Below are 17,283 nucleotides of genomic sequence, written 5' to 3' on the forward strand. Positions count from 1 at the left end.
CGGCGGCGGCTCCAAGACGGATGTCGTGCTCCTCGACATCACCGGCCGTGTCCTGGCGTGGGAGCGTGGACCCGGATCGAGCCCGCAGATCGATGGGCTGGACCAGTCGGTGCGGGTGATCGACGACCTCGTGCGCCGTGCCCTCGGAGACAACCAGCCGGGTGAGCTCATCGAGGTGGGGCTGTATCTCTCCGGGCTCGATCTCGCGGAGGAGATCGCGGCCTTCCGCGACGCGATCTCCTCGCTGCCCTGGGCGGAAGGCGCCGTCATCGAGAACGATCTGCACGCGCTCCTTCGTGCCGGCACCGACGCGGAGGACGCGATCGCCGTGATCTGTGGAACCGGCATGAATGCGATCGGGGTCCGCGCTGACGGCGCACAGGTGCGCTTTCCCGCACTGGGACCCCTGTCCGGCGACTGGGGCGGTGGTTCCGAGCTCGGCGACGCCGTCGTCTGGCACGCCGCCCGCGCCGAAGACGGTCGCGGACCGGAGACCGCGCTCGTCCCACTGCTCCTGCGTGCCGTCGAGGCGACGACGGTGGCGGCGTTCATCGAAGACGTTCACCTCGGTCGGCGGGAAGAGCAGGGGTTCGCCACCCTCAGCCCGATGCTGTTCGAGGCCGCGACGGCAGGCGACGCAGTGGCTCGGGGCATCGTGCAGAGGCAGGCGGATGAAGTGGTGGCTTTCGTGCGCGCCTGTGTGAACCGGCTCGGGCTCCGCGAAGTCGAGGTGCCCGTGGTGTTCGGCGGGGGCGTCGCCCGAGGCAGGAACCCCTTCTGCTCGACACCATCCGGGCCGGGCTGGCGGAACACGCGCCGGCGGCCCGCCTGCAGATCGTCGATGCCCCGCCGGTGCTGGGCGCAGCCCTGCTCGTCTTGGGCGCGGCCGGGGCGGCTGCTCCGGCGCTGGAGCGTGCCAGGAGCCACCTGGGCTCCGACCTGCGCCTGGCGCGGGTGCCGCTCGTCACGGGCTGAGCCACGCCGCAGGCCGGCCGTGAAGACGAGAAGGGCGCCCCGACCGAGTCGAGGCGCCCTTCGTCGTCGATCGCGATCAGCCGGGTGTGACGGCCGAGCGGATCAGTGCGGCCTGCTCGGCTGCGTGGACCTTCGAGGATCCGGTCGCGGGCGACGCGGAGGCCGGACGCGAGACGGGACGGAACGACCGGTCGCCGGGGACGTCGGCGAAGGCCAGGGCCAGGAACGGCCAGGCGCCCTGGTTCTCCGGCTCTTCCTGCACCCACACCAGCTCGGCGTTCGGGTACGAGTCGGTGATGGCCTTGAGGGAGTCGATCGGCGTCGGGTACAGCTGCTCGAGCCGGACGAGGGCGACCTCGGGGTTCGGGTTCTTCTCGAGCTCGGCGCGCAGATCCCAATGCACCTTTCCGGAGTGCACGAGGACGCGCTTGACGGCATTGCGGTCGAGCCCGCGGTCGTCATCGATGACCGGCTCGAAGCGACCCTGGGTGAAGGCCTCCACGGGGCTCGTGGCGCCGCGCAGACGCAGCATCGCCTTCGGGGTGAAGACGATGAGCGGCTTGCGCGGACGGGCGTAGGCCTGGCGTCGCAGCAGATGGAAGTACGACGCGGGAGTCGACGGGCGCGACACGATCATGTTGTCCTGCGCGCACAGCTGCAGGAAGCGCTCGATGCGAGCCGACGAGTGGTCAGGTCCCTGGCCCTCGTAGCCGTGGGGGAGGAGCAGCGTCACACTCGACTGCTGCCCCCACTTCTGCTCGGCCGCCGAGATGTACTCGTCGATGACAGACTGCGCACCGTTGACGAAGTCACCGAACTGCGCCTCCCAGAGCACGAGGGCTTCAGGCGCCTCCACGGAGTAGCCGTACTCGAACCCGAGCGCGGCGTACTCGCTGAGCAGCGAATCGTAGATGAAGAACCGGCCCTGCGCGTCGGACAGGTTCGACAGCGGCAGCCATTCCTGACCGTTCGCCCTGTCGTGCAAAGCGGCGTGGCGCTGCACGAACGTGCCACGGCGGGCGTCCTGTCCGGCGAGACGGACGGGGGTGCCTTCGACCAGCAGCGAGCCGAACGCGAGCAGCTCGCCGAAGCCCCAGTCGATGCTGCCGTTTCGGCTCATGTCGAGGCGCTTCTCGAGCAGCTGCTGGATCTTCGGGTGCACCGTGAAGCCCTCTGGCTTGTTCACGAAGGCGTCGCCGATCAGCTGGATGACCTCGCTCGGCACTCCGGTGACCTCGGGGGCGCCGACCTGGTCCTCGACGGGAGGCAGCTCCGGTGCGATCGGCGTCGCGCCCGTCTCGGCCGCGTGCGTCTCGGCGAACGCGATCTCGAGGCGGTTCTGGAAGTCGGCCTTGGCCTCGTCGTACTCCTGCTCGGTGATGTCACCGCGGCCGACGAGCGACTCCGTGTACAGACGGCGGACGGAGCGCTTCGCCTGGATCAGGTCGGTCATCAGCGGCTGCGTCATCGAGGGGTCGTCGCCCTCGTTGTGTCCGCGTCGGCGGTAGCAGACGAGATCGATCACGACGTCACGGTGGAAGCGCTCGCGGTACTCGAACGCCAACTGGGCGACGTGGATCACGGCCTCGGGGTCGTCGCCGTTCACGTGGAACACCGGCGCCTGGATGGTCTTGGCGACATCCGTCGAGTAGATCGACGTGCGTCCGTCGTTCGGGGTGGTGGTGAAGCCGACCTGGTTGTTCACGACGACGTGGATCGTGCCACCCGTGCGGTAGCCGCGCAGCTGCGACATCTGGAGCGTCTCGACCACGACGCCCTGCCCGGCGAACGCGGCGTCTCCGTGCACGAGGATCGGCAGCCAGGCGAAGGTGCCGATCGGCTTGCGGTCCTGCTTGGCGCGGACGATGCCCTCGAGCACGCCGTCGACCGTCTCCAGGTGAGACGGGTTCGCCGCGAGGTACACCGGCAGCTCGGACTCGTCGTCGGCGACGAAGGTGCCCTCGGTGCCGAGATGGTACTTCACGTCACCGGAGCCGCGCTGGTTGCCGGGTGTCTGGGTGCCTTCGAACTCGCGGAAAACCTGGCCGTAGGTCTTGCCCGCGATGTTGGTGAGCACGTTGAGGCGGCCGCGGTGCGCCATGCCGATCGCGGCGCCTTCGAGCCCTGCGGTCGCCGCGCCCTGGAGGATCTCGTCGAGGAGTGGGATCAGCGATTCGCCGCCCTCGAGCGAGAAGCGCTTCTGCCCGACGAACTTCGTCTGCAGGAAGGTCTCGAACGCCTCGGCCTCGTTGAGCTTGCGGAGGACGCGGAGCTGCTCGTCGTGGCCGGGCTTCTGGTACTTGACCTCGACCTTCTCCTGGAACCACCGGCGCTGCTCGGGGTCCTGGATGTGCATGTACTCGATGCCGAGCGTGCGGCAGTACGAGTCGCGGAGCACGCCGAGGATGTCACGGAGCTTCGCGACGCGGCGACCACCGAAACCGCCGGTGACGAACTCGCGGTCGAGGTCCCAGAAGGTGAGGCCGTGGCTCTCGATCTCGAGGTCGGGGTGCGAGCGCTGCACGTACTCGAGCGGGTCGATGTCGGCCATCAGATGACCACGCACGCGGAACGAGTTGATGAGCTCCTGGACCCTGGACTGCTTGTCGACACGCTCGGCGAGGTCGACCGCGATGTCCGGGTTCCACCGGATCGGTGCGTAGGGGATGCGCAGCGCGGCGAAGATGTCGTCGTAGAACCCGCGCTGCCCGACGAGCAGCTCGTGCACCTTCTTGAGGAACTCGCCGGAGCCTGCACCCTGGATGACGCGGTGGTCGTAGGTGCTGGTGAGCGTGATCGTCTTGCCGATCGCGAGCTCGTTGAGCGTCTTCTCGCTCGCACCCTGGAACTCGGCCGGGTACTCGAGCGCGCCGGCGCCGATGATGCAGCCCTGGCCCTTCATGAGCCGGGGGACGGAGTGGACGGTGCCGATACCGCCGGGGTTCGTGAGGGACACGGTCGTGCCCTGGAAGTCCGCAGCCGTCAGCTTGTTGCCGCGGGCACGCGTGACCAGATCCTCGTACGCGGTGAGGTACTCGGTGAAGGTCATGGTGTCGGCACGCTTGATGCTGGGCACCATGAGCGCGCGCGTGCCGTCGGGCTTGGGCAGATCGATCGCGATGCCCAGGTTGACGTGGGCCGGCGCGACGACGGAGGGCTTGCCGTCGACCTCGGCGTAGAACACGTTCTGGCTGCGGAACTCGTCGAGCGTGCGGATCAGCGCCCAGCCGATGAGGTGCGTGAAGCTGATCTTGCCGCCGCGCGTGCGCGCCATGTGGTTGTTGATGACGATGCGGTTGTCGATCATCAGCTTCGCGGGCACGGTGCGCACGCTGGTGGCGGTCGGGACGGTCAGCGACTCGTCCATGTTCGCGGCGAGGGTCTTCGGAAGTCCGCGCAGCGGCGTGACCTTGTCCTCCTCGACGGGCTCGACCGCTTCCTTCGTCTCGGGCTTCGGCGCGGGCTTCGGGGCCTGAGCGGGGATCGGGGCGGTGGCGGCCGGCTTGGCGGTCGTGCGGGCCACCGGCTGCGAGCCGATGACCGGTATGGGTGCGGTGACCGGATGCGCGGTCTGATCGTTCGCCGCGGCGGGTGCGCCCGCGCCGGGACCCCCGGTCTCGGAGTGGTACTTCTCGAGAATCGGCCACCACTCCTTGTCGACCGAGTCGCGGTTCACCTTGAACTGCTCGTAGAGCTCTTCGACGAGCCAGGAATTGGCTCCGAACCCCCCGTCGCCACCGACGCCGGTCACCTGGTTCGACACGCTCTATCGCCCTCTTTCATCGCTGAAGCTGTCCTGTGGGGGCGCACGACGCAGGATGCGTTCGGGCCCGCACACTCTCGACCAACAAGCCTAACCTGTTTCGCTCGGGGAATCGTCGAAGCCGTGCGCCCATACCGGCGTGTTCTGAGTACCGTGGAGACATGGAGTTCTCAGGAGCGCAACCGACCGTCGATCTGACCTACTCGGACGTGTTCCTCGTGCCGCGCCGATCCGCCGTCACCAGTCGCCTCCAGGTCGACCTCGCGCCGCTCGACGGCACCCCGGCCACCCTGCCGATCGTCGCGTCGAACATGAACTCGGTCACGGGTCCCCGCATCGCGGCCGTCCTCGCGCGCCGCGGGGCGCTCGGCGTTCTCCCGCAGGACCTGCCGCTGCAGGACCTCGACTCCGCGATCCGCGAGGTGAAGGCCCAGCCCGTGCTGTGGGACACGCCGATCGTCCTCCCGCCGGAGGCCTCGGTCGCCGACGCGCTCCGGCTGCTCCCCGCCACCCCTGGGCACGGGATCGTGGTCGCGCAGGGTTCCGCCCCGTTCGAGGTGGCACGCATCGTCGGAGTGCTCCCGGCGACACGCCTCGCGACCGCGCTGCCCGATGCGCAGCTCGGCGACCTCGTGCACCGTGGCACGCCGTCCATCGACGCGGATGACATCGGATCGGAGCGGCACGCGTTCGACGTCATCACGGACGCCGACGTCGAGATGGTCACGGTCGTGCACCACGGTCACCTCGTCGGCACGCTCAGCGCGCGCAGTGCGCTCCGTTCGACGCTCTACACCCCCGCGGTCGATGCGGACGGCCGTCTCGCCGTCGCGGCCGCTGTCGGCATCAACGGCGACGTCGCCGCGAAGGCCCGTGCACTGGCCGCGGCGGGTGTCGACGTACTGGTCGTCGACACGGCCCACGGCCACCAGGAGGGCATGCTCACGGCGCTGCGCGCCGTCGCCGCCCTCGATCTCGGGCTGCCCATCGTCGCGGGCAACATCGTCACGGCCGACGGCGTGGCCGACCTGGTCGACGCGGGTGCATCGATCCTCAAGGTCGGCGTCGGGCCCGGGGCGATGTGCACGACCCGGATGATGACGGCCGTCGGACGCCCACAGTTCTCTGCCGTGCTCGAGACCGCGCAGGCCGCACGGGAACTCGGAGCCCACGTCTGGGCCGACGGTGGCGTGCGGTATCCCCGCGACGTGGCTCTCGCCCTCGCGGCCGGCGCGGCATCGGTCATGGTCGGGTCATGGTTCGCCGGCACCATCGAAGCGCCGGGGAGCTGCAGCGTGACGCCGAGGGGCGTCTGTTCAAGGAGTCGTGGGGCATGGCGTCGACCAAGGCGGTGCAGGCGCGGTTCGGACGCCTCGACGCGTACGAGCGGGCTCGCAAGGAGCTGTTCGCCGAGGGCATCTCCTCGTCCAAGATCTACCTGGACCCCCTGCGCCCCGGTGTCGAGGACCTCCTCGACATGATCACCTCGGGCGTCCGGTCCTCGTTCACCTATGCCGGGGCCTCATCGGTGCCGGAGTTCCACGACCGCGCGCTGGTCGGACTCCAGTCGGCCGCGGGGTACGAGGAGGGGAAGGCGCTGCCGGTCAGTTGGTGATCGGGCGAGCGCGCGCACAGCCGTCTTCTGTACAATCGTCCGCATAATGGACGACCCTCCCAGTTGCAGAACATCGCCCCACTGTCCGCCTCTCTCACCGGAGAGGAACCTCTGATGGACTACATCATGTTGGGCGTGGGGCTCCTGCTCACGGTCGGCACCGGCCTCTTCGTCGCGAGCGAGTTCGCGCTGGTCAACCTCGACCGCGCCGATCTGGAGGCGCGGCAGGCACGAGGCGAATCCCGGCTCTCGCTCACGATCAGCGCGCTCAAGCACACATCGACGCATCTTTCCGCGGCGCAGCTCGGCATCACCCTGACGACGCTCCTCACCGGTTACACGATGGAGCCCGCGCTGTCGAACCTGCTCCGACCGACGCTCATCGCCTGGAGCATTCCCGAGGCCGCCGTCGCGCCGATCGCGACCATCGTCGCGATGCTCGTCGCCACCGTGCTGTCGATGATCCTCGGAGAGCTCGTCCCGAAGAACTTCGCGCTCGCGCTGCCGCTGGCCACCGCCAAGCTCGTCGTCCCGTTCCAGACTGCCTTCACCACGATCTTCAAGCCGGCCGTCGTGGTGCTCAACGGCAGCGCAAACGGCGTGCTGCGCAGCATGGGGATCGAGCCGAAGGAGGAGCTCTCCGGCGCCCGCAGCGCTGAGGGAGCTCGTCGCTCGTCCGACGCTCCGCCAGCGCCGGCCTGCTCGAAGCTGACACCGCGACGCTGCTCGACCGCACTCTCACCTTCTCCCGGCTCACGGCCGCCGACGTCATGACGGCCCGCCCGAGCATGCACGCGATCGCCGCGAGCGACTCGGTCGACGACGTCATCCAGCTCGCCCGCCGCACCGGCCACAGCCGCTTTCCCGTGTACGACGACGACCTGGACGACATCACGGGCGTCGTGCATCTGAAGGCGGCGATCTCGGTGCCCCGCGACCGTCGGGCGGAAGTGCCGGTCGGTGCGCTCGACCGAGCCCCTGCGTGTGCCCGAGACCGTGCACGTCGACGGCCTGATCGCCGAGTTGCGTGCGCGCGGATATCAGCTCGCCGTCGTCGTCGACGAGTACGGCGGCACGGCGGGACTCGTGACGCTGGAAGATCTCGTGGAGGAGCTCGTCGGCGAGGTCGCCGACGAGCACGACCGCACCAGGGCCGGCGTCATCCGCAACCGCGAGGGCATCACGTTCCCCGGCGAGCTCCGACCTGATGAGGTGCGCCGACGCGCGGGCGTCGAGGTGCCGGAGGGCGAGGTGTACGACACCGTCGGCGGCTACGTCATGAGCGTGCTCGAGCGTGTGCCGTCCGTCGGCGACGAGGTGCCCCTCGACAGCGGCACCCTGCAGGTCGTGCGCATGGACGGCCGGCGCGTCGATCGTGTCCGTTACGTGCCGAGACCGGTCGACGCCGACGAGGAGGCCACCCGATGAACGATTGGGGAGGACTCGCCTGGCTCGTCGTGCTTCTCGTCGCGAACGCGTTCTTCGTCGGTGGCGAGTTCGCCGTCATCTCCGCGCGACGGTCGCAGATCGAGCCGCGCGCGGAGCAGGGGTCGCGCGCTGCCAAGACCGCGCTGTATGCGATGGAGCACGCGACGCTCATGCTCGCGACATCGCAGCTCGGCATCACGATCTGCTCGCTGCTGATCCTGAACGTGTCGGAACCGGCCATCCACCACCTGCTGGCCGTGCCGCTGCACGCGCTCGGATGGCCGGACGGCGCGGTGGATGCGGTGTCGTTCACGATCGCCCTGCTGATCGTGTCGTTCCTGCACGTGGTGTTCGGCGAGATGGTGCCGAAGAACCTGGCGTTCTCGGTGCCCGACCGTGCCGTGCTGCTCCTCGCCCCGCCGCTGGTGTGGGTGTCGAAGGTGTTCATGCCGGTGATCTGGGTGCTCAACGCGGCGGCGAACGGCGTGCTGCGTCTCTTCCGCGTCGAGCCGAAGAACGAGGCCGCATCGACCTTCACGCTCGACGAGGTGGCGACCATCGTCAGCCAGTCGCGGCGCGAGGGCGTGCTGATGGATGCGGCGGGCACCGTCACGGCAGCCGTCGAGTTCACGGACAAGAAGGCGCGTGACGTCGCTGTGCCCCTGAGCGACCTGGTGACGCTTCCGCAATCGACCACCCCGGAAGACATCGAGAAGGCCGTCGCCCGTTACGGATTCTCCCGCTATGTGATCGTCGACGACGCCGAGGTGCCGATCGGCTACGTGCACCTGAAGGACATCCTTCGCGCCTCCGAGGGACCCGACGCGGAGACCAAGATGGTCGAACCCCTCCCGGCGAAGCGCATTCATCACATGGTGCCCGTGCAGGAGGACACCGATCTGGAGGACGCGCTCGCGGTCATGCGCCGCGCCGGACGGCACCTGGCCAAGGTGCGCAACGCCAGGGGCGACACCACCGCGGTGCTGTTCCTGGAGGACATCCTCGAGGAGCTGGTCGGAGAGGTGCAGGACGCGACCCGGCGGTTCCGCGGGCGCTGATCCGATGATGATGGCCGCCGACCCGGACGGGTTCGGCGGCCATCGTCATGATCGGGTGCGTCAGCGCCAGCGTGCGCGTTCGTACTGCGGGGGCCAGGAGACCTCTGCGCCCAGCTCGTGCGCCGCGCGCAGGGCGAAATGCGGGTCGCGCAGCCACTCCCTGCCAGCGAAGATCGCGTCGGCCGCACCATCGGCGAGCACCTGCTCCGCCTGTGCGGCCGCAGTGATGAGTCCGACGGCCGAGACCGGGATGCGTCCGCCCCGGCGCACGGTCTCGGCGAGCGGCACCTGGTAGCCGGGGAAGACGTCGATCCGCTGATGCGCCACGAGGCCGCCGCTGGACACGTCGATCAGGTCCGCGCCGTGTGCTGCCGCCCAGTCCCCGACGACGGTCGCCTCCTCGGCCGTGAACCCGCCGTCCGCATGGTCGGTCGCAGAGATACGGACGAAGAGCGGGACGCCGTCACCCGTGACCTCGCGGACGGCGTCCACGACGCGCAGCAGCAGCCGCGCGCGATTCTCGAGCGAGCCGCCGTACTCGCCGTCGCGGAGGTTCGACAGCGGCGACAGGAACTGGTGCAGGAGGTACCCGTGTGCTCCGTGGATCTCCAGGACGTCGAAGCCGGCATCGACGGCGCGGCGTGCGGCCGCGGCGAAGGCGTCGACCACGCGGTCGATTCCCTCGAGATCGAGAGCCACGGGAGCGGCGAACCCGTCGAACGCGATCGCGGAGGGAGCCGTCGTCGTCCACCCGCCGTCTGCGGAGGGCACCGACCCGCGCGCATCCGCCCACGGCCACCACGTCGAGGCCTTCCTCCCGGCATGGGCGAGCTGGATGCCGGCGGTCGCGCCGCGGTCATGGATCGCCGTCACGATCGGTGTCCAGGCATCCCGCTGCTCGTCGTTCCAGAGTCCGGCATCGCGCGGGGAGATCCGTCCTTCCGGGACGACCGCCGTCGCCTCCGCGACGATCAGCCCCGCCCCGCCGGAGGCGAACTGAGACAGGTGCGTGTGGTGCCACTCCTGCACGAGGCCGTCGACGGCGCTGTACATGCACATCGGGGAGACCCAGAGACGGTTGCGGAATGTGACGGAGCGCAGGTGCAAGGGGGAGAAGAGAAGACTCACGGTTCGACGCTACCGTCGCGCACGCGCACCGAGGGCCGTCGCACTAACGTGGAGCCATGGTCGAGGTGCGCGAGTGGTCACGCAGCGATACGGCGCGGTACTTCCGTCCGCCGACGCCGGAGGACGACAAGTATGCGCGCGGCGTGGTGGCCGTGCGCACCGGATCGCCCGCCTATCCGGGTGCCGCGGTGCTCGGCGTCGAAGCCGCCTGGCGCGCAGGTGCCGGTTTCGTGCGGTTCGTCGGCGACGAGCGCGTGGCGGACCGGGTGCTCTCGCGCCGGCCGGAGACGGTCGTCGGCGCCGATGCCGGCCACTCGCGCGTCGACGCCTGGGTCATCGGCTCGGGCACCGACCCCGCCCAACGCACCAACGACGAGAGCATCGCACTCCGGGAGATCCTCGCGGGCGCGGCTCCCGTCGTCATCGACGCCGGGGCCCTGGATCTCGCACCAGGGGCCCGTGCTCCGTTCCTCGTGACCCCGCACGCGCGGGAGTTCTCGCGTTTGCAGGAGCGGTTGCGCGTGCAGACGGATGGCGACGATCGGACCGAGGCAGCGCACCAGGTCGCGGTGAAGATCGGCGGAACCGTGCTGCTCAAGGGGGCGCGCACGCTGATCGCCGCTCCTGACGCCGAGGTGATCGCGGTCGAGGCGGGGACGGGCTGGCTGGCCACCGCCGGAACCGGAGACGTGCTCGCCGGAGTCCTCGGTGCGGTGACCGCCGCGAATCCGGGTGCGCCGTTCGCCGACGTCGCGGCCGCGGGGGCATGGCTCCACGGTCACGCCGCGCGCATCGCCGCCGACGTGATCGACGGCGGTCCCGGGCATCCGATCGTGGCGATGGACGTCGCCGAAGCCCTTCCGCTCGCGATCAGGGACGTCTGGGAGTGAACCGCCGCCTCAGGTCGGGAGTGCTCGCGCTGTGGTCGGCGTTCGTGTTCGCGCACGTGCTGACGGCAGCACTGGGATGGGTGTATCCGAGCCAGCCGATGGGTGACGTGGTGCTGGTGTACGAACCCTGGGCGTCGTCGGCCCTCGGCGGAGGCGCGATCGTCGGTGTCACCGAGACGTGGGTGTATCCGCAGCTCGCCCTCGTGCCCATGCTCCTGGCTGCGGGACTCGCCGCGCCGTTGGTGCCGCTCCTCGGAGCCTCGAGCGCCTACCTGGTGGGCTGGGCGGTGCTGGTCGTGGTGCTCGACGTGATCGCTTTCGTCGTGCTGGTCGGCAGGTCTCCGTCTCGCGCTCGGCGCGCAGCCGGCTGGTTCTGGTGCGCCGCTCTGCTGTTCCTCGGACCCATCGCGCTGTATCGGATCGACGCGATCACCGTACCGATCGCCGTGATCGCCGGGCTGTGGCTCGTCTCCCGGCCGACGATCGCCGCCGCGTTGCTGACGATCGGGGCCTGGATCAAGATCTGGCCCGGCGCGCTCGTCGTCGCCGCGCTGGTCGCGGCGCGTGCGAGGCTCCGGATGCTGTTCGGCGCGGTGGTCGTCACGGCAGCGGTCGCCGTCGTGCTGCTGCTGCTCGGCGCGGACACCGAGATCCTCGGTTTCCTCACCGAGCAGACAGGACGAGGTCTACAGATCGAGGCCGTCGCGGCGACGCCCTTCCTCTGGCTGGCGGTCGCGGGGGCTGCGCGCATCGAGTACAGCTTCGAGATCCTGACCTTCCAGATCACGGCACCGGGTGTCGATGCGGTCGCTGCGGCCCTGACACCCGTCATGGCGATCGCCGTCGTTGCGGTCACCGGGATCGGCGCGGTGAAGGCGGTCCGCGGTGCCGCGTTCGCCCGACTGTTCCCTCCGCTTGCCCTGACGCTGGTGGTCACCCTGATCGTCACGAACAAGGTCGGGTCGCCCCAGTTCCAGACTTGGTTGCTCGCACCGGTGATCCTGTGGATCGTCCTCGATCGATCCAGGGCACGCGTGCCGGCGGTCATCGTGCTCGCGCTGTGCCTGTTCACCTGTCTGGTGTATCCGCTCGGCTACGACGCCCTGCTGCGCGCGGACGTTCTCGCGGTTGCCGTGTTGACCATGCGCAACCTCCTCCTACTCGTCCTGCTCATCCTCGGCATCCGCGCACTCGTGCGGGTACCCGCCATCCGTCCCTCGAAACCTCAGGAGTGATTCCATGCTGATCGCCTTCTCCGTCGCCCCCAGCGGCGTCCCCGCCGAGGGGACCGAGCGCACTGACGCCTCCGTGCACGACGCCGTCGCCGCCGCCGTGCGTGTGGTGCGCGAGTCGGGACTGCCGCACCGCACCACGAGCATGTTCACCGAGATCGAGGGCCCGGACTGGGACACGGTCATGGACGTGGTCAAGCGCGCCACCGAGGCGGTCATGCCATTCGGCTCGCGCGTCTCGCTCGTGCTCAAGGCCGACATCCGCCCCGGCTACTCGGGCGAGCTGGACGCCAAGATCGAACGTCTCGAGGCGGCGATCGAGGACTCAGGCGACCGCTAAGCTGTACCGGTGAATCCCTCGACTGAATCGAGGGGTGCGGCGAAGTGGGCGCTCCTCTCTCTCGCCATCGGCAGTTTCGGCATCGGCATGACCGAGTTCGTGGTCATGGGGCTGCTGCCGAACATCGCCGCAGACCTGCTGCCTGCGCTCTGGGCGACCAGCCAGGAAGAAGCGCTGAGTCAGGCCGGATGGCTCATCTCGCTGTATGCGCTCGGCGTCGTGGTGGGTGCTCCGACCATCGCCGGCTTCGTAGCGCGCTATCCGCGGCATCGCGTGATGATCGTGCTCGCCCTGTCGCTCGCCCTGTTCAATGCGCTCACGGTCGTGCTCCCGAGCTTCGAGCTGGTCGCCGCATCACGGTTCCTCGCAGGCCTTCCGCACGGTGCCTATTTCGGGATCGGTGCGCTCGTCGCCGCCGACGTCATGGGGCCGGGCAAACGAGCGAAGGGCGTCGCGTTCATCCTCACCGGTCTGACGGTCGCGAACGTCGTCGGTGTGCCGTTGGGGACGTTCCTCGGGCAGCAGTGGGGGTGGCGGGCGGCCTTCGCGGTCGTCGCGCTGGTGTTCGCGTTGGCGACGCTGTTCATCGCGCTGTTCGTGCCCGAGCATCCTGGAGATCCCGGTCGAACGATGCGCCAGGAGCTGCGCGTGTTCCGCATCCCTCAGGTGTGGTTCACGCTCGGGGTCGGCGCGATCGGCTTCGGCGGATTCTTCGCGGTCTACAGCTACATCGCGCCGCTCGTGACCGAGGTCGCCGGATCCCCGGAGTGGGCGGTGCCGATCGTCCTCGTCCTGATGGGCCTCGGGATGACGGCCGGAAACCTCGTCGGGGGGCATCTCGCCGACATCGACCTGCGACGCACTCTGCTCCTCGGCCTCGCGGCGATGGGCGTCGTGTTCGTGCTGCTCGCGCTGCTGGCGTTCTGGATCGTGACCCTCGGCCTGCTGGTGCTCGTCGTCGGCTTCGTCTCGTCGATCCTGAGCCCGACGATCCAGACACGGCTCATGGACGTCGCAGGGGACAACCAGTCGATCGCGGCGGCGATGAACCACTCGGCGTTGAACATCGGCAACAGCCTCGGCGCTTTCCTCGGGGGTGTGGTCATCGCGGCAGGGTGGGGTTTCACGGCGCCCGCATGGACCGGGGCGGCACTCGCGGTGGCCGGACTGCTCATCGCTCTGCTCTCCTATCGGGTCGAAAGGCGCCGTCCAGCGGTCCCGCAGCTCGTCGCGTCGTAGCGGTCGCGTGATAGCCGTCGCGTCGTAGCCGGTGCGTCATAGAGTGACGGGGTGAGCACAGCCGATCGTCCCCTGCCTCTCGCCGGCACCGCCGTACTCGTGCGTGCGGTGGACGAGGGCTTCGAGGTGCTCGTCATGCGCCGTCCCGAACGAGGATCCTTCGCCGGCGCGTGGGTCTTCCCCGGCGGCAAGGTCGACCAGGCGGACCGGCATCCGGGCGACGGCGAGGTCGAACAGGCACGCCGCGCCGCGGTCCGCGAGACCTTCGAGGAGGTCGGCCTTCACGTCGACGACCTCGTCATGTTCTCCGAGTGGCAGCCGCCCCTCGAGGCGCCGACCCGGATCCGCACCTGGTTCTTCCTCGCGGAGGCACCCGATGCCGAGGTCTCGCCGTCCGCCGACGAAGTGGCCGAGGTCGCCTGGGTCCGTCCGCAGGAGGCGCTGGCCCGGCACGGAGCAGGGGAGTGGACGCTGTATCCGCCGACCTGGATGACCCTGCACCAGCTCTCGGCGTTCACCGATGCGCGGTCCGTCCTGTCTTCCGGTGGGGCTGCGCAGCTGTTCCAGACACGGGTGCTCGGCTCGGAGACAGGACAGGTCTTCGCCTGGGAGCAGGGACGACTCGAAGCCGGCACCCTGCCGTGGCGGTTCATCGCCGGCTGAGCCGCGACTCGTGCATCGGGCTCAGCTGTCGAGCAGGCGCCGCAGGTTCGCGCCGACCGCGTCCGTCTCGATGAGGAACCCGTCGTGGCCGAAGTCGCTGGCGAGCACCACGGCCTCCCCGCCGATCACGTCCGGGATGCTGCGGGCGATGCGCTGCTGCCCGTCCACCGGGAACAGACGGTCGCTGTCGATGCCGAGGACCAGGGTGGTCGCCGTGACCGCACGCAGCGCCTCTTCGACGCCGCCCCGCCCTCGTCCGACGTCGTGCGAGTTCATGGCTTCGACGAGGGTGATGTAGCTGTTGGCGTCGAAGCGACGTGTGAACTTGTTGCCGTGGAAGTCGAGGTAGGACTCCACTGCGAAGCGTCCTCCATGACCGAGCGGGGAGACATCCGACTGCCAGGACCGTTGGAACCGCTGGTTGAGCTCGATCGGGCTGCGGTAGTTCAGCAGCGCCATGCGCCGTGCCAGAGCGAGTCCCCGGTGCGGGCCCTCGCCGTCGCCGAGGTCGTAGTACTCGCCGCCTTGGAAGCGCGGATCCATGCGGATGGTCTCGAGCTGCACGGTGTTCAGAGCGATCTGGTCTGCTGTCGTGACCGGCGGTGAGGAGAGCACCGCGAGACGTCGCACGCGTTCGGGGTGGGCGACCGCCCACTCCAGGGCGTGCATTCCGCCCATGGAACCGCCGATGACGGCCGCCCAGCTGTCGATGCCGAGCGCGTCGGCGAGCCGCACCTGCGCCGCCACCTGATCGCGGATGGTCAGGTACGGGAAGCGGGAGGCCCATTCGTAGCCGTCGGGGGCGACGCTGGCCGGCCCCGTCGACCCCTGGCAGCCGCCGAGCATGTTCGGGGCGATGACGAACCAACGGTCGGTGTCGAGCGGAGCACCGGGACCGGTGATGTCCTCCCACCAGCCGACGGTGGGGTGGCCGGCGCCCGCGGCACCACGCACGTGACTGTCCCCGGTGAGGGCATGGAGCACGAGGACCGCGTTGTCGCGGGCGGCGTTGAGCTCGCCCCAGGATTCGTAGGCGATGCGGATGCCGGGCAGCTCGGCGCGGCTCTCCGTGGAGAACGGCCCGAACGCGGCGAAGCGTCGGCCGCCGACGGGGTCGCCGTCGCGCCATGCGCCCGTCGCCGGGGGCGGGCACGGAGCAGCCGCACGTCGGCCTCCGTCACGGGCGCCGACGGCACCGTGTCCTCGGAGGTCGTCTGCCAGTCCATGCATCCATTCTCGCGTGGCCGGATGCCCGACGGCGGCAGGTTACGACCCGGGTTTCGGGTCTGCTCCGCACGGGCGCAGAGGGAACCCGCACATGACGATGCCCCGGGCCGTGCGGTCCGGGGCATCGTCGAGGCGGTGCGGGTCAGGCGCGAGCGGCCTCCGACACGGCGCGGGCCGCGGCGAGAGCCTGGTCGAGGTCGGCCTTGAGGTCGTCGATGTTCTCGATGCCGACCGACAGGCGCACGAGGCCCGGCGTGACTCCGGCCGTGAGCTGCTGCTCCGGCGTCAGCTGCGCGTGCGTGGTCGAGGCGGGGTGGATGACGAGCGAGCGCACGTCGCCGATGTTCGCGAGGTGGCTGAACAGGGACAGGCTGTTCACGAACTCGCGGCCGGCTTCGACGCCGCCCTTCAGCTCGAACGACAGCACCGCGCCGACGCCCTTCGGCGCGTACTCGTTGGCCTTGGCGTACCAGGGGGAGGAGGGCAGGCCGGAGTAGTTGACCGTCGCGACGTCGTCGCGGCCGTCGAGCCACTCGGCGATCTCCTGGGCGTTCTGCACGTGGCGCTCGATGCGCAGCGAGAGCGTCTCGACACCCTGGATGAGGTTCCACGCGCTCTGCGGGGCGATGGCCGAACCGAGGTCGCGCAGCAGCTGCACGCGGGCCTTGATGATGTAGGCGAGCGGGTCGCCGACCGCGGCGGTGTAGCTCGCGCCGTGGTACGAGGGGTCGGGAACCGTGAGGCCGGGGAACCGGTCGACGTTCTTCGACCACTCGAACTTCCCGCCGTCGATGATGACGCCGCCGATCGTGGTGCCGTGGCCGCCGAGGAACTTCGTGACCGAGTGCACGACGATGTCGGCGCCGAACTCGAACGGACGGATCAGGTACGGGGTCGCGATCGTGTTGTCGACGATGAGCGGGACGCCGCTGTCGTGCGCGATGTCGGCGACCGTGCGGATGTCGAGGATGTTGATCTGCGGGTTGCCGATCGTCTCGGCGAAGAACAGCTTGGTGTTCGGGCGGACGGCGCGGCGCCACTCCTCCGGGTCGTCCTGGTTCTCGACGAACGTGACCTCGATGCCGAGCTTCGCGAGCGTGTACTTGAAGAGGTTGTATGTCCCGCCGTAGATGGAGCTCGAGGCGACGAAGTGGTCGCCGGCCTGTGCGATGTTCAGGATCGCGAAGGTCGAGGCCGCCTGGCCGCTGGCGAGCACGAGGGCGCCGGTGCCGCCTTCCAGCGCGGCGAGACGCTGCTCCAGCACGTCCTGCGTGGGGTTCTGGATGCGCGTGTAGATGTTGCCGAACTCCGCGAGGGCGAAGAGGTTCGCCGCGTGGTCGGCGCTGTCGAACACGTACGACGTGGTCTGGTAGATCGGCGTCGCGCGGGCCTTCGTGACGGGATCGGGGGCAGCACCGGAGTGGATCTGCTTGGTCTCGAAGCGCCAGGACTCGGGTGCGGACATGATGTTCCCCCAGGAGGTCGGAAGGTCGGATGGCGGATGCCGTTGAAGCGAGAGTACGGAACTCCGCTCGTTGTCAACAACACCCGGGAAATGTGACGTAACACGGCTGAGGCCCGGAATCACGCGGTTTGCGGCGGATGGAGCGACAGGATCGACGCGCGACCGACATCCGGAGTGCGGGTATCGGGTCGCGAAGGATTTCTGTACTGTGTGGCTCAAGTGCTCACGACCGCGCACGTCGGAGCGAGGAGGGAACGTCA

10 protein-coding genes and 4 pseudogenes are annotated in these 17,283 nt (G+C 69.4%); 10 read left to right on the forward strand and 4 right to left on the reverse strand.

Going from position 1 to position 17,283, the window contains the following annotated elements:
• Positions 1-25 precede the first annotated feature (25 nt).
• Positions 26-703: pseudogene (locus K1X59_RS07955) on the forward strand (N-acetylglucosamine kinase); the annotation flags it as partial.
• Between the two features lie 149 nt (positions 704-852).
• Complete coding sequence (locus K1X59_RS21205; protein WP_258567178.1) at positions 853-975, forward strand: hypothetical protein; 123 nt, start codon at positions 853-855, stop codon at positions 973-975.
• Between the two features lie 76 nt (positions 976-1,051).
• On the opposite strand, the gene K1X59_RS07960 is transcribed toward K1X59_RS21205, so the two are convergent.
• The gene (locus K1X59_RS07960; RefSeq protein ID WP_220174113.1) at positions 1,052-4,738 is read right to left on the reverse strand and encodes a multifunctional oxoglutarate decarboxylase/oxoglutarate dehydrogenase thiamine pyrophosphate-binding subunit/dihydrolipoyllysine-residue succinyltransferase subunit; all 3,687 of its coding nucleotides are present in this window, start codon (positions 4,736-4,738) and stop codon (positions 1,052-1,054) included.
• Positions 4,739-4,899: 161 nt separating this feature from the next.
• Between K1X59_RS07960 and K1X59_RS07965 the strand changes: the two are divergent.
• From K1X59_RS07965 to K1X59_RS07975, 3 genes and pseudogenes are all read left to right on the forward strand, one after another.
• Positions 4,900-6,353 (forward strand): annotated as a pseudogene (locus tag K1X59_RS07965) (GuaB1 family IMP dehydrogenase-related protein).
• 114 nt (positions 6,354-6,467) lie between these two features.
• Positions 6,468-7,781, forward strand: a pseudogene (locus K1X59_RS07970) (hemolysin family protein).
• Entirely contained in the window at positions 7,778-8,839 is a 1,062-nt protein-coding gene (locus K1X59_RS07975; RefSeq protein WP_183152401.1) for a hemolysin family protein, read from the forward strand. The pseudogene K1X59_RS07970 and the gene K1X59_RS07975 overlap by 4 nt, the downstream one beginning before the upstream one ends.
• A gap of 60 nt (positions 8,840-8,899) precedes the next feature.
• Here K1X59_RS07975 and K1X59_RS07980 read toward each other — a convergent pair whose 3' ends face one another.
• Positions 8,900-9,967 carry an NADH:flavin oxidoreductase/NADH oxidase gene (locus K1X59_RS07980; RefSeq protein ID WP_220174114.1) on the reverse strand — a complete coding sequence of 356 codons (1,068 nt, stop codon included), beginning with the start codon at positions 9,965-9,967 and terminating at the stop codon, positions 8,900-8,902.
• 56 nt (positions 9,968-10,023) lie between these two features.
• Here K1X59_RS07980 and K1X59_RS07985 point away from each other — a divergent pair, with 56 nt between their 5' ends.
• From K1X59_RS07985 to K1X59_RS08005, 5 genes are read left to right on the forward strand one after another with little or no spacing between them, the layout of a single operon-like run.
• Positions 10,024-10,857: an NAD(P)H-hydrate dehydratase gene (locus tag K1X59_RS07985; protein WP_183152403.1), complete on the forward strand. Its 834-nt coding sequence runs from the start codon at positions 10,024-10,026 to the stop codon at positions 10,855-10,857.
• The gene (locus K1X59_RS07990; protein WP_244632520.1) at positions 10,854-12,092 is read left to right on the forward strand and encodes a hypothetical protein; all 1,239 of its coding nucleotides are present in this window, start codon (positions 10,854-10,856) and stop codon (positions 12,090-12,092) included. The genes K1X59_RS07985 and K1X59_RS07990 overlap by 4 nt, the downstream gene beginning before the upstream one ends.
• A 4-nt stretch (positions 12,093-12,096) precedes the next feature.
• The gene (locus K1X59_RS07995; RefSeq protein WP_183152404.1) at positions 12,097-12,429 is read left to right on the forward strand and encodes a thiamine-binding protein; all 333 of its coding nucleotides are present in this window, start codon (positions 12,097-12,099) and stop codon (positions 12,427-12,429) included.
• 9 nt (positions 12,430-12,438) lie between these two features.
• Positions 12,439-13,668, forward strand: a complete 1,230-nt coding sequence (locus tag K1X59_RS08000; protein ID WP_183152405.1) for an MFS transporter — start codon at positions 12,439-12,441, stop codon at positions 13,666-13,668.
• A gap of 51 nt (positions 13,669-13,719) precedes the next feature.
• A complete protein-coding gene (locus K1X59_RS08005; RefSeq protein ID WP_183152406.1) occupies positions 13,720-14,331 on the forward strand; it encodes an NUDIX hydrolase in 612 nt (203 codons plus the stop codon).
• A 21-nt stretch (positions 14,332-14,352) separates the two neighbouring features.
• Here K1X59_RS08005 and K1X59_RS08010 read toward each other — a convergent pair.
• Positions 14,353-15,557: pseudogene (locus tag K1X59_RS08010) on the reverse strand (homoserine O-acetyltransferase).
• Between the two features lie 143 nt (positions 15,558-15,700).
• Positions 15,701-17,023 (reverse strand): bifunctional o-acetylhomoserine/o-acetylserine sulfhydrylase, encoded by a 1,323-nt coding sequence (locus K1X59_RS08015; RefSeq protein ID WP_183152407.1) that lies wholly within the window; start codon positions 17,021-17,023, stop codon positions 15,701-15,703.
• Positions 17,024-17,283 lie beyond the last annotated feature (260 nt).

The organism is Microbacterium sp. Se5.02b (genome assembly GCF_019464375.1).
Lineage (GTDB): Bacteria > Actinomycetota > Actinomycetes > Actinomycetales > Microbacteriaceae > Microbacterium.

Bases quoted from the DNA above. Each gene is read 5' to 3' on its own strand.
- K1X59_RS07975 (WP_183152401.1), top strand. From the start codon at position 7,778: ATGAACGATTGGGGAGGACTCGCCTGGCTCGTCGTGCTTCTCGTCGCG.
- K1X59_RS07985 (WP_183152403.1), top strand. From the start codon at position 10,024: ATGGTCGAGGTGCGCGAGTGGTCACGCAGCGATACGGCGCGGTACTTC.
- K1X59_RS08015 (WP_183152407.1), bottom strand. From the start codon at position 17,023: ATGTCCGCACCCGAGTCCTGGCGCTTCGAGACCAAGCAGATCCACTCC.
- K1X59_RS07995 (WP_183152404.1), top strand. From the start codon at position 12,097: ATGCTGATCGCCTTCTCCGTCGCCCCCAGCGGCGTCCCCGCCGAGGGG.